The 11,535-nt window shown below is 65.8% G+C and carries 12 protein-coding genes; 1 reads left to right on the forward strand and 11 read right to left on the reverse strand.

The genetic code is table 11. The annotated features are described in order from the left end of the window. Positions 1 to 64 precede the first annotated feature (64 nt). Positions 65 to 517 (forward strand): large conductance mechanosensitive channel protein MscL, encoded by a 453-nt coding sequence (gene mscL / locus GS424_RS17070; protein ID WP_160940939.1) that lies wholly within the window; start codon positions 65 to 67, stop codon positions 515 to 517. On the opposite strand, the gene GS424_RS17075 is transcribed toward mscL, so the two are convergent. From GS424_RS17075 to GS424_RS17125, 11 genes are all read right to left on the reverse strand, one after another. Continuing rightward, positions 514 to 864 carry a TIGR04076 family protein gene (locus GS424_RS17075; protein WP_160940938.1) on the reverse strand — a complete coding sequence of 117 codons (351 nt, stop codon included), beginning with the start codon at positions 862 to 864 and terminating at the stop codon, positions 514 to 516. The two genes, mscL and GS424_RS17075, sit on opposite strands and share 4 nt — an antisense overlap. Next, positions 861 to 2,318 (reverse strand): Na+/H+ antiporter NhaA, encoded by a 1,458-nt coding sequence (gene nhaA / locus GS424_RS17080; protein ID WP_244977605.1) that lies wholly within the window; start codon positions 2,316 to 2,318, stop codon positions 861 to 863. The genes GS424_RS17075 and nhaA overlap by 4 nt, the downstream gene beginning before the upstream one ends. Before the next feature lie 82 nt (positions 2,319 to 2,400). Next, positions 2,401 to 2,790: an anaerobic ribonucleoside-triphosphate reductase gene (nrdD, locus tag GS424_RS17085; RefSeq protein ID WP_160940937.1), complete on the reverse strand. Its 390-nt coding sequence runs from the start codon at positions 2,788 to 2,790 to the stop codon at positions 2,401 to 2,403. Between the two features lie 407 nt (positions 2,791 to 3,197). After that, positions 3,198 to 4,136 carry a beta/alpha barrel domain-containing protein gene (locus GS424_RS17090; RefSeq protein WP_154332488.1) on the reverse strand — a complete coding sequence of 313 codons (939 nt, stop codon included), beginning with the start codon at positions 4,134 to 4,136 and terminating at the stop codon, positions 3,198 to 3,200. A gap of 749 nt (positions 4,137 to 4,885) precedes the next feature. After that, positions 4,886 to 5,764 (reverse strand): TM2 domain-containing protein, encoded by an 879-nt coding sequence (locus tag GS424_RS17095; RefSeq protein WP_160940936.1) that lies wholly within the window; start codon positions 5,762 to 5,764, stop codon positions 4,886 to 4,888. A gap of 156 nt (positions 5,765 to 5,920) precedes the next feature. Further along, a complete protein-coding gene (locus tag GS424_RS17100; protein WP_235904798.1) occupies positions 5,921 to 6,646 on the reverse strand; it encodes a TVP38/TMEM64 family protein in 726 nt (241 codons plus the stop codon). Next, positions 6,639 to 7,640 (reverse strand): PRC-barrel domain-containing protein, encoded by a 1,002-nt coding sequence (locus GS424_RS17105; RefSeq protein ID WP_160940935.1) that lies wholly within the window; start codon positions 7,638 to 7,640, stop codon positions 6,639 to 6,641. Before GS424_RS17105 ends, GS424_RS17100 begins: the two co-directional genes overlap by 8 nt. 153 nt (positions 7,641 to 7,793) lie before the next feature. Continuing rightward, a complete protein-coding gene (locus GS424_RS17110) occupies positions 7,794 to 8,330 on the reverse strand; it encodes a YtxH domain-containing protein (protein ID WP_186939008.1) in 537 nt (178 codons plus the stop codon). Positions 8,331 to 8,448: 118 nt separating this feature from the next. Then, positions 8,449 to 9,129, reverse strand: coding sequence for a PspA/IM30 family protein (locus tag GS424_RS17115; protein WP_160940933.1), 681 nt, complete (start codon positions 9,127 to 9,129; stop codon positions 8,449 to 8,451). A gap of 15 nt (positions 9,130 to 9,144) precedes the next feature. Beyond that, positions 9,145 to 10,431 (reverse strand): hypothetical protein, encoded by a 1,287-nt coding sequence (locus GS424_RS17120; protein WP_160940932.1) that lies wholly within the window; start codon positions 10,429 to 10,431, stop codon positions 9,145 to 9,147. Positions 10,432 to 10,520: 89 nt separating this feature from the next. Next, entirely contained in the window at positions 10,521 to 11,504 is a 984-nt protein-coding gene (locus GS424_RS17125; protein ID WP_160940931.1) for a D-alanine--D-alanine ligase family protein, read from the reverse strand. Between the last annotated feature and the right edge of the window lie 31 nt (positions 11,505 to 11,535).

An 11,535-nucleotide genomic window follows, 5' to 3' on the forward strand; every position in this document is an offset into this window, starting at 1 on the left:
TACTGATCCTATCCTGCGGCGGACGCGAACCTCCGCCCCTGCAAGCACGCAAGAAAGGCACACTATGAAAAAGTTCTTCGAGGAGTTCAAGGAGTTCATCAACCAGGGAAACGTCATGGATCTGGCCGTGGCGGTGGTTATCGGCGCCGCGTTCACCGCCATCGTGAACTCGGTGGTGAGCGACCTCATCATGCCGATCATCTCGCTGGTGACGGGCGGCATCAATTTCTCCGACATGAAGATCCCCCTGGGCGACGGCCCCGATGCCGCCGCGTTCACGTACGGCAACTTCATCAACGCCGTCATCCAGTTCCTCATCATCGCGTTCGTGGTGTTCCTCATCGTGAAGGCCCTGAACAAGGCGCGCACGCTGACCACCCGCGGCCAGCACGCCGAGGAGATGGAAGCGCCCCACTGCCCGTTCTGCCTGGAAGAAGTGAACGAAGGCGCCACGCGCTGCCCGCACTGCACGGCCGAGCTGCCCGCACCCGCCGCGTCCACGCCGAAGATAGGCTAGCGCACCGGCTCGTAGTCGAGGGCCGATTCCTCGCCCGTGGCTTCCAGCTTGAAGATAACCGGTCGCAGGCCGTCGTTGCAGCTGCACACGGCCACGCCCGGTTTGCGAATCCAGTCGCCGTAATAGAACAGGCCGCCGTCCTGGCCCACCCCGTGCGCCAGCGCGAACACGTACTGGTAGATGGCCTTCCACGCCTCGTCGCAGAAGCCCTCGGGCTTCGCGTAGTCGGCTTGAAACACCTGGCCGGCCTCGAGCATCGGGCACGCCTTGAGGCCCTCCACGCCGAACTCGGCCGCCAGCTCCTCGTCGAGCGTCGTCTTGAGCACGGTGATCCTCACCTTGTTCATACGGTCTCCTCCAGATCTTCCTCGTCGGTCACGGCGCGCAGGATGAAGAATCCCGCGATGCCGGCGATCAGCGACGCCGCCAAGATGGCCGCCTTCGCCATGGCGATCATGTTCGGATCGACGAACGCGAGGTTCGTCACGAAGATGGCCATGGTGAAGCCCACGCCGCCCAGCACCGACACGCCCGCGATATGGCCCCAGTTCACGCCGTACGGCAGGTCGGACAGCTTCAGCTTCACAGTGAGCCACGTGGCCAGGAAGATGCCGAGCGGCTTGCCGAACAGCAGGCCGCAGAACACGCCGATGGTCACGGGGTTCGTGATGATGGACAGCGGGTCCATGCCCGTCAGCACCACGCTGGCGTTCGAGAACGCGAACAGCGGTAGGATGAAGAAGTACACGGGGATGTGCAGGCGGTGGTCGAGGCGCGTGATGGGCGGGATGGACAGGCGCGACACGCGGCCGATCTCGGCCACCTCGGACAGGTACTCCTTCTGCACGATGTCGGGCTCGCCGGGATCGTAGCGGTCGTCGGCGCGGCGCGCGCGTGCGGCGAACCAGCCCGGAGCGCGGTCGAGCTTCACCTGCGAGCGCGCCGGGATGGCAAGCGCCATCAGCACGCCAGCGATGGTGGCGTGCACGCCCGACATGAGGAAGCACACCCACATCCCCAGGCCCACGAGGATGTAGGGCAGCAGATCGTAGATGTGCAGCCGGTTGAACACGAGCAGCACGGCGAACAGGCCCAAGCCGCCGGCCAACCACGCCACGTCGAGGTTCGCGGTGTAGAAGATGGCGATCACCATGATGGCGATGATGTCGTCGGCGATGGTGAGCGTCGAGAGGAACGAGCGCAGCCCCGCCGGGATGCGGCTGCCCAGCAGCGCGAGGATGCCCAGGCAGAACGCGATATCGTTCGCCATGGGGACGCCCCAACCCTGCTCGAACCCGCTGCCCACGTTCACCGCCGTGTACACGAGCGCCGGGACGATGGCGCCGCCCGCCGCGCCCAGGATGGGCAGCAGCGCCTTGCGCGGGTTCTTGAGCTCGCCCGCCGTCATCTCGAACTTGATCTCGAGGCCCACCAGCAGGAAGAAGATGGCCATGAGGAAGTCGTTGATGAAGTGCTCGAGCGAGAGGTGCGGCGCGAAGTCGCCGAGGGAGATGCCGATGTTGAACGAGTGCCAGAATTCGGCGAAGTACGGCAGCACCGGCGTGTTCTCGATGATGAGCGCCGCCACGGCCGCGGCCAGCATGAGCATGGTCGCGCGCGTGGACGAGTGCGTGAACTCGAGCAGCTTGCGCTTGCGCCGGTGGTGGCGCCGCACTTCCGGCTCGAGGATGCGCTCGGTAGGCGAGCAGGTGGGATCGCCGCTCAGGCAGGCGGGCGGCGTTTCTTCGCGAGGAGCGCTTTCGCGTTCTTCGCGCGCGTCGGTGTTTTTCTCTGATGTCATAGGTAGTAGTATACGAAACGGGCCGTGACCTCGCGGCCACAGCCCGGTAACGAACAGAAGATTTTACAAAGCCGGGCTCGCGCTAACGGCCGCTCGCGCACGTGGGGACGCGATCTTCGCGATAGACGCCGTGCTTCACGCGATCGGACTCCTCGGCCGTTTTCGCGTCGTTCCAGCGATCCATCGTCCCCACAAGATAGCCCGTGATGCGACGGATGCGATCGAACGGGACGGGCGCCAGCTCGTAGCGAATGCCCACGTCCTCGCCGTCCACCAGCAGCGCGAGGCCGGTCACGGCGCTGTTCGGATGCTGCAGCGCGCCGCGCTCGAGGTAGGCGCGGATCTCCGCCTCGGTCACATGCTGGTCGTTCTCGTTGGTGTAGCCCACCAATACGTTCACGCCGTCAACGGTCAGCCGGTCGTTCACAACCATATCGCCCATCGGGTTCGTCGTGTCCATAACCGCTTCCATACCGCACTCCTTACTGCGTTTGTTGCTTGTTCTTATATGTTACGTTTATAGTACCATTTAATGAGGAGGGGCGCTAGGGGCAGGGCGCAACAATCCCCCAACGGCTGCGGCAGGCGAGCGGCAGCGTGAGCCCGCGAGCGGCAGACGGCGAGGCGCGAGGCCGTCTGACGCACCGCGCGCGACGGGACGGATCGCGTCCGCGGGTCCGTCGCGCCCTCTTCGACCGCGTCGTCGTTTCCTCGCGCATCCGGAGGAACCGCGGGTGGCGCGAAGCTGCATCCGGCGAGCATGGGTACGCGTCAAGCGGGTCGAACGGATGTTTCACGTGAAACATTTTGGGGTGGACGCACGACGGGCCCCTCGATGAGGGGCCCGTCGGGATGCGCGGCTGCGTGGAACTCGCTGTTTTACAGCGAGAAGTCCTCGTCACCGTTGAAGACGTCGAGAGCGTCCTCCACGGAGTAGTCGGCCAGCGTGATGGCGCTGATGGCCTTCGTCAGGCGGACCGCCTCGGACAGCGAGCGCTGGTGGATGTTGCGGCCGGTGGCGTTGCCCACGGCGCCGCCGGTGTGGATCTGGTCGTACAGCTGCGTGAGGAACGTCTCGGCGTCGACCGTCGAGCCGCCGGCGCACACGAGGCCCGTGCGGCCGGACGCCATCGTAGCGATCTTGAGCGCCTCGGCCGGCGCGGTGCCGTCCTCGGGCTTCGGCGGGTTCACCTTCACGAAGTCGGCGCCGAGGCACAGGGCCACGCCCGCCGCGCCGGCGATGAGCGCCGGGTCCTTCTCGGCCTTGACGGCCTTGCCGCGCGGGTAGATCCACAGCACGACCAGCAGGCCGTTGGCGTGGGCCTGGGCGATGAGCTCGCCGGCCTCGGCCATCATGGTGGACTCGTACTCGCTGCCGAGGTAGATGGTGTAGCCGATGCCCACGATGTTCACGCCCGCCTCGCGCATGGCCAGCACGGCGTCCAAATCGTAGAGCTGCGGCGAATAGGGGTCGTCCTGGCTGCCGCCCACGATGTTCGTCTTGGAGTTCATCTTCACGAGATAGTTGATCTCGGGATAGTCGGCGGCGTACTGCGCGATAAGGCCGCGCTGGCCAGCCAACACGCCGCACACGCCCTGGCGGCCGATCTCGAAGAGGTGCTGCGGCTCGGCGTCGGCGATGTCGATGCCCTCACCGTAGAAGTCCTTGTTGAGGTGCTCGATCTTCTGATCGCACGCGAACAGCATGAGACGGCCCGTTCCGCGGGTTGCCTTCATGAAGTTCTCGATGTACTCGTCACGGGATTCCGGCATGACGTCGGCCGGCACCCTCACCTGGTCACGAGTGATTTTGGGCATGGTTTCCTCCTTATAGGATCCAACTCAACGGATGAGGCTCAACGCCTTATCGATAGGGACATTCTAGCGAAAAAGGGAAGCGGGGCGCTCCGTTTCACTGAAAAACCCGTGAACGAGCCGCCGATTCGCGCGAAGCGCGAACAAGGGCACGCGACAGACGCAGAACCTCGGGGGACGAGGGCGCGGGATGTTTCACGTGAAACATCCGTTCGTGCTTCGCTTCGGACGAGCGTTCCCCCGCTGAAACGTGGGCGCAAAAGGGCAGCCCTGACAATGTTACCTGCGGCGAACTCATGTTGCAGCTGCACCAGGGATCTTGCGACCTGGGCATATGCCGAATGCGTTTCGGACAATCTCGAGCAGGCGACCTGAAATCCCGCCCGAAATTGTCATGGCTGCCCTTTTGCGCCCACATCCGCGTGGCAGGGCGCCGTCGGCTCGCGATCGGCCGTGGGTGGATTCGGATGTTTCACGTGAAACATCCGTTCGCGCGCAGCGCGAAAAGGGCGCGCTCCGCAGGAGCCGCCCCTCGCGCGCAGCGCGAACACGGGATGGAGATGCCGGGCGACACCGGGGCGGGAGCGAAGCGACCCGCCCATGCGCCCGCAGGGCGCATAAGGGGCTCGCAGGTTGGGGCGCGCAGGAGCGAAGCGACCTGCGCCTCGCGCGCAGCGCGAGGGTGGGCTCGCGGGTTGGCGTAGTGAGTCAGCGAGGGCGGTTCCGCGGGCCGGCAGGCCCGCGGAACAGAACTAGAACCACTCGCGCTTGTTCAGCACGTAGATCTGCTCGAACTCGGTTTGGGACTTCGTGAGGTACAGGACGCCCTCGATGATGGCGATGACCCAGATCACCCACGACGCCAGCGAGAACGTCAGCACGCCGCCGATGATGGTGACGGCCAGCATGATGAAGCCGGCGGTGTTGTAGCCCAGGTAGAACTTGTGGATGCCGAACGCGCCCAGGAAGATGGCAAGCAGGCCGGCGGCCACGTGATCCTTCGTCGTGACCATGGGCTGGCTGTACGGCTGCTGGTAATACGGCTGCTGGTAGCCGTAGTAGGGCTGCTGCGGCGGCACGGCGCCGGGGCCGGCGTGCGGCGGCGTCTGCGGCGCGGCGTAACCGGGAGCGGCATAGTAGCCGGGCGCGGGCTGGCCGGCGGCCGGGGCTGCGCCCGCGGGCTGCGCGGGAGCGGCGGTCGCGGCGGAGGCGTCAGCCGGCAGGGGCTGCGTCGGGGCAGCCTGCGGGGCGGTTGCAGCCGCAGGGGCAGGGGCAGTCGCCGGAGCCGTCGAGTACGGCACCCAAGCAGGCTCCGGTTCGGCCGGCTCGGCAGGCTTCGCGGCCGCAGCCGAGACAGGCGCCACGGCCTCAGCCGACGCTTCCTCCGCACACGCGGGTTCCGCGTCGCACGAGACGACCGCCACGTCCTCGACCACGACGGCCTCGACCTCGCCCGTCGCCTCGTCGACGACCACGGCGGCTACCGTCTCGCCTTCGACAACGCACGCATCGTCGGACGTCGAGGCCAGCTTCGCCTTCGCGGCTTCCAGTTTTTCCTGAGCGGCCTTGAGCTCCGCTTCAGCAGCGGCAACCTCGTCCGCTGCGCTATTCAAAGGTTCGTTGGTGGCCATAAGGACCTACCTCTCATCCTGCGTTTCTGCGTCGGTATCCTTTATCGCCATAGTAGTGCGCGCCGAGGCGCGCGAGACGGTTTCGTCACAATACCGTAAACGTCGTTCAGTATTTCTTAAGGTATGGGAAGATGCTGACGAAAAGCCTGATCGCACCTAGTTCTTCTTATCCGAATGCTTCTCGAGCAGCTTCATGATGCGCTCGCGGAACACGATGCCCAGCACGGCGATCACGGCCGCCACCGCGAAGATGATCACGCTCTCCATGAGACGTCCGTCGGCCAACCCGTCGGCCGCGTACGTGGACACGACGATGCCCGGGATGCGCCCCACGTTCGACAGCAGCAAAAACGTGCGCATCCGCATGTCCGTCAGCGGCACGAGGTACGTGAACACGTCCTTCGGCAAGCCGGGGATCAGGAACAACACGAACACGACGATGTTGAGCTTGCCGGTCAGCTCGAACTTGCGGAACTTGTTGAGGTACTGCGTGGGCACCATGCTCTGCACGAACGGCGCGCCCAGCTTGTGCACGAGCGCGAAGATGAACGCGCTGGAAATGACGCACCCCACGAGAATGACGAGCGCGCCGACCCACGGGCCGTACAGCAGACCGGCCGCGATCTGCACGACCTCGCCGGGAATGAACGCCACGACGATCTGCAAGAACTGCAATCCCAGCAGGATGAGGAACCCGACGGGCCCCGCATCGCGCACGTCGGTGATGATGCGCTCGATGCCGCCCTCCTCGAAAAGGTCGCCAAAGTACGGCCACAGCAGCACCACGATCAGCACCATGATGGCGAAGAACGCGATGAGGCCGGCAAACTTGAAGATGTCGGCCTTTTCGATTTTACGGCCGGGTTTTTTCTCGTCAGTCATCGTGGCGGGCCTTGTCATACTCCTCTTTGAAGGCTGCGAACATGTTCTTCTTGGGCGCAGGCTTCTTGGCGGTCGTCGTCTTTTTCTTCGGCGCGGTCGTCGTCTTGGGCTTCGCGGGCACGGCAACGTCTTCGGCAGCGTCCTCGGCCTCAACCTCGTCCGGCGCCGCAAGCGCCTGGTCGTCGGAATCGGGCTTGGTGCCGCGCGCCTTGTCGTACTCCTCCTTGAAGCCGGAGAACATGCCCTTCGTGGCGGCGATCTGCTTGCCCGTGGCGTACGCGCCCTTGTTCACCACTTCGCCGGTTTTCTTGGCGGCCTCGCTGACCACGGGCTTCGCCTTGTCCACCGTGGTGTGCACCTTGTCGACGGCCACGGCCGTGGCCGCGCCCGCCTTCTCGGCGACGCCGCCTTCCGCCACGAGATCCTTCGCCGCATCGTCCACCAGCATCGCGCCCAGCACCACCTCGTCGGTCTCGCGACCTTCGGCGCCCACCTGCGCGAGCGCCACGCCCATGCCGCGGCGGAACCCCCTGACGAGATCGGCCGGAATGGTGCGCTTGCCCAGCAGCGCGTTGGCGGTGGCGCCGGAATCGGTGTCGAACGTGTCCACCGCGCCGGTGATGCGGTTGAACGTGACGTTGCCCACCATGCCCAGCGACGTGCCGTCCTCGGTCATGACGGGAAGCCCCACCCACAGCACGCAGTCGTCCCAGTTGACGCCCAGCGCCTTGCATGCGGCCTTGTCGGTAGCCTCGGGAACGTCGCGGATGGCGATGCGGCCGTCCACGATGTCGTAGCCCTCGATGGACACGAACTTGTCCTTGCGGCGGAACATCCACAGCAGGTCGGGGCGCTTCACGATGAATCCGATGCAGCGCTTCTCTTTCGGATGGAACACGAAACGGCGCACCTTGCCGATGCGCTTCGTGCCGTTCTTGCCGCCCACGACGCGAACGCCCGTGAGCTCATGCGTGGTGATGAGTTTGCTTGCCATGACCTTCTTCTCCACTCGGCAACCTGCGCATTTGCCGCGGCTCGCACCGCGGCCCCCCAGCGCCGTTGTCTGTCGAATACTCAGGAAGCGGCGAGCGGTGCGGAGCTTGCGCTCTCGTCACCTGCCTCGCCGCTTCGTGATGAATGCGTTTGGTTACTTGTCGTCGCCGGAGATCTTGTCGGCAGCGTCTTCGGCCTTGTCCTTCACCGTGTCGGCCACGTCCTGCGCCTTGTCCTCGACCTTGTCGACGGCGTCATGCGCCGTGTCGGCCGCCACGGGGATGGTGTCGCTCACCGCGTCGTGCGCCTGCTCGGCGTTCTTGGCAACCTGCGAAGCGATGCGCTGGCGCGCCGCTTCGATCTTGTCGCGCAGCTCGTCGTTCTTCTGCGAGAACGCCGGCTTGATGTTGTCGGCGGCTTCCTGCACGCGCTGCGACGCCTGGCCGTATAGCTCCTGGCCCTTCGCGGCCACGTCCTGCACCACTTCCTGACCCTTGGACGTGGCATCCTGGTACGCATGCTGCACGTTGGCGCTGGCCTGGGAGCCCAGCTCCTGCGCCTCGCCCCACGCCGTGTTCATCTTATCGGTGACCATAGCGCGCGTTTCCTGACCAGACCGGGGGGCGTACAGCAGCGCGACAACCGCGCCGGCCAACCCACCAGCCAAAAATGCTCCAAATTTGTTGCCCATGACGGCCTCCTTCGGGATGTTTGTCTGTCCGTCCATTATAGGGGCACCCGCCTGCCCCCATGAGGGAAAACACGAGCGCTCTACGATTTTGCTGCCGTTTCGTTGCTCGCCGATTGTCCTACAAACCCATATCGGCTTTGAGCTTCGCCAGCTCCTCGTCCACCGCCGCGTCGCTGCCCGCGTTCGCGTACTTCGCCTCGAGCTCGGCCGCCGTATCGACGGGCTGCTGGTTCAGCTCGTTCATGGCGTTCGCGCGGTCGAGCATCTGGTCGGCCTTGGCTTCCATGCGGTCGAAGGCGCTCATGGCGCCCTCCGCCTTGTCGGCGCCCGAGGTGAACTCGTTGACCTTGTCCTGGGTCTTCGCCACGGCAACCTTGGCCTTGATCCCCTCGCGGCGGCCCTTCAGCTCTTCGATGTCGTCCACCAGCTTGTCGTGCATCTGGCGCATCTTGGAGGCGTTCTCGTGCGCGGCCTCGTACGTGGCCCGCAGACCGGCGGCCTTCGCCTCAAGCTCCTGCTTCTTGGCGAGGAACGCGCGGGCGTCGTCCTCGTTGCCGGCTTGCAGCGCCTTGCGGGCCAGGCCGTCGTACTTCTCCATGTCGGCGGCGCAGTCGTCCGCGAGGCGCTTCGTGCGCGCCTCTTCCGCCATCACGCCGGCCGTCTCCTGCTTCACTTCGGCCAGGTTGTCGGTCAGATCGCGCAGGTACTGGTCGATCATCTTGGCGGGGTCTTCCGCCCGGTCGAGCAGCTCGTTGATGTTCGCTTTCACAATGTCGGTGAATCGGTCCAGGATGCCCATCGTTGTTCTCCTCTTCTAAGGTTGTATCGTGCTCCCCGCACCGTCGCGAGGCTGTTCCTTTTGGTCGGACTGCTCGTACTTCTCGGCCAGATCCTCGATGCTCTGGTCGCTGAACTTCTCCAGGGGCGTCCGCAGCAGCTCCTCCTGGTACGCCCGCTGGCGCTCGCGATCTTCGCGGCGGCGGCGCACGAACCAATACACGACGTAGGCAGCGAGCGGCACGATGATCAGGACAGCACCCACAACGGTGTCCCCGGAATCGTGGGGCTTCTTCATGATCTCGTCAGCCGTATCGGAGAACGCCTTGGAGAAAATCTCCTCCTCGCTGAGGGAGCGGTCGTTGTAGTACCGGTCGAGGTTGTCGCCCAGCAGGTCCACGGCTTCGGTATCCATCACGGCACGCGCGTCCGATCCCATCGTGTAGCCGCAGTTGAACGAGCCGTCGCCGTCGTCGCAGAACACCAACAGGAAGTGGCCCTCGTCCGAGAACAGCTGGTCGTAGCGCTCTTCCGCGATGCCGCGCAGCTCGGACGTGGACGTGGAGGACCCGTTCGGCAGGATGTACACGTACGGCTGCACGCCCGTCGCGCGGTAGAACGAGCGCAGACCGTCTTCGAGTTTGCGGTCGCTGCGAATCCAGTCGCCGTCCTCGTCGGTGTAGTAGTCGGTTTCCGTCGTGGCCGACGAGGGAAGCGCCTCGCGTACGACGACCTTGTTGCCGTACGCGTCGACCCCGTTGCGATCGTCGAGGACGGTCGAGAAGGCGGTCGCCGCGAATATGACGATGAGGACGATGGCGACGATCAGGCAGCCGGGGCCCTTCCTCTTGGGCGCGCTGGACGAGGGCTGCTGCCCAGGGGGCGTCGCGGTGGGAGGCGTGCCGGACGCCGCGGTGGGCGGCACGCTCGTGGGCTGGTTTTGATACGGAACCTGGTACTGGTTGGGATACGCCGAGGGCGCCTGGGGCACCTGTTGCGCGGGCGGAGCTACGGGAGCGGGAGCGGGATCGGGCGCAGGAGCGGGCGGGGCTTCGTAGCGCTCGTCCCGACGCTCGCTGCGCGTCGCGTTGATGATGATGGGCATGATGGAGGGCAGGCGGAAGCCTCCGCCGCCTCCCGAGCCGAAGCCGCCGCCGCTCGATCCGCTCGAGCCGCCCGAGCCGCCGCTGAAGCGGCTTCTGCCGCCGGAGCCGCGCGACCCGCCCGAGAAGCCGCCGGAGGAACGTCCTCCACCGGAGAATCCGCCCGACGAACGCCCGCCTCCCGACGAGCCGCCGCTGCCTCCTCCGCCCGATCTTCCCATGACGCGTCCCCCTCAGCTTCGAACCGGTTCTGCGGCCATTGTAGCACGGCGGCTTCGGCGGCTACCGAACAAGCGGTTTCCTTCAACTCCTATGCGTATTGGCTGACCAGCTCGTTGAGGACGCTGGGCAACGACAGCCCGGCAGCCTCGCAGGCAGCCGGGAACAGCGACGTCTCGGTCATGCCGGGCGACACGTTCACCTCGAAGACGCGCGCCTGGGCGCCGTCCCATATGAGGTCGATGCGCGCGAGGTCGCGCACCTGGTAGGCGCGATACACCTCGAGGGCGGCGCGCTCGATTTCGGCGCGGATGGCCTGGGCGTCGGCTTCGTCGTTCGACAGCGACGCGGGGCGCACGGGCGCGTGGTACTCCACCGCACCCGGCGTGAGGCGGGCGGTCGTGTCGTACAGGCCCCGCTTCGCGACCACCTCCACCGGCGGCAGCGCGTAGGCGTCCCAGCCGGAGCCCAGCACGGACACGGCAAGCTCCACGCCCTCGATCCACTGCTCGATGACCACGGCGTCGTCGAACGACAGCGCGTCGAGCACCGCTTCGCCCAGATCGTCGACGGAGTCCACGCGATGCACGCCCAAGGCCGAGCCGCCGTGCGCGGGCTTCACCGCCACGGGATAGCCGCCGATCACGCGGTCTTCCACCAGGTCGAGAGCCGTCGCGGCGCCCATGTCCTTGAACGCATCGCGCGCGATGTAGAGGCCCTGCGGCCAGTACGCCACCGGCTCGTCGCCGGTGATGGCGCGATAGGCGGCCATCTCGGAGTGCATGGAATCCTTGTTCCAGGCACGCTGGCACACGCTGGAGGGCGAGCCGACGAAGGGGATGCCCACGAACTCGAGCAGGCTCTGGATGGTGCCGTCCTCGCCGTGCTTGCCGTGCAGGGCGCTGTAGCACACGTCGGGACGTTCGCTTCGCAGCGTGGGGACGAGGTCGGACGTGGTGTCGAGCGGCACCACCTTGTGGCCCGCCTCCTCGAGTGCGGCGCACACGTTCTTGCCGCTGGCCAGGGAAAACTCGCGCTCGAACGAGCTGCCGCCCATCAACACTGCAACTTTCATGGGGTACTCCTTTGGGACGCTAGGGATGCTA

Origin of the sequence: Eggerthella guodeyinii, assembly GCF_009834925.2 — a bacterium.
Lineage (GTDB): Bacteria > Actinomycetota > Coriobacteriia > Coriobacteriales > Eggerthellaceae > Eggerthella > Eggerthella guodeyinii.

What these genes read in the sequence shown, in the direction of transcription:
- mscL (WP_160940939.1), top strand. Translation starts at nt 65, where the DNA reads ATGAAAAAGTTCTTCGAGGAGTTCAAGGAGTTCATCAACCAGGGAAAC.
- GS424_RS17075 (WP_160940938.1), bottom strand. Translation starts at nt 864, where the DNA reads ATGAACAAGGTGAGGATCACCGTGCTCAAGACGACGCTCGACGAGGAG.
- nhaA (WP_244977605.1), bottom strand. Translation starts at nt 2,318, where the DNA reads ATGACATCAGAGAAAAACACCGACGCGCGCGAAGAACGCGAAAGCGCT.
- nrdD (WP_160940937.1), bottom strand. Translation starts at nt 2,790, where the DNA reads ATGGAAGCGGTTATGGACACGACGAACCCGATGGGCGATATGGTTGTG.
- GS424_RS17090 (WP_154332488.1), bottom strand. Translation starts at nt 4,136, where the DNA reads ATGCCCAAAATCACTCGTGACCAGGTGAGGGTGCCGGCCGACGTCATG.
- GS424_RS17095 (WP_160940936.1), bottom strand. Translation starts at nt 5,764, where the DNA reads ATGGCCACCAACGAACCTTTGAATAGCGCAGCGGACGAGGTTGCCGCT.
- GS424_RS17100 (WP_235904798.1), bottom strand. Translation starts at nt 6,646, where the DNA reads ATGACTGACGAGAAAAAACCCGGCCGTAAAATCGAAAAGGCCGACATC.
- GS424_RS17105 (WP_160940935.1), bottom strand. Translation starts at nt 7,640, where the DNA reads ATGGCAAGCAAACTCATCACCACGCATGAGCTCACGGGCGTTCGCGTC.
- GS424_RS17110 (WP_186939008.1), bottom strand. Translation starts at nt 8,330, where the DNA reads ATGGGCAACAAATTTGGAGCATTTTTGGCTGGTGGGTTGGCCGGCGCG.
- GS424_RS17115 (WP_160940933.1), bottom strand. Translation starts at nt 9,129, where the DNA reads ATGGGCATCCTGGACCGATTCACCGACATTGTGAAAGCGAACATCAAC.
- GS424_RS17120 (WP_160940932.1), bottom strand. Translation starts at nt 10,431, where the DNA reads ATGGGAAGATCGGGCGGAGGAGGCAGCGGCGGCTCGTCGGGAGGCGGG.
- GS424_RS17125 (WP_160940931.1), bottom strand. Translation starts at nt 11,504, where the DNA reads ATGAAAGTTGCAGTGTTGATGGGCGGCAGCTCGTTCGAGCGCGAGTTT.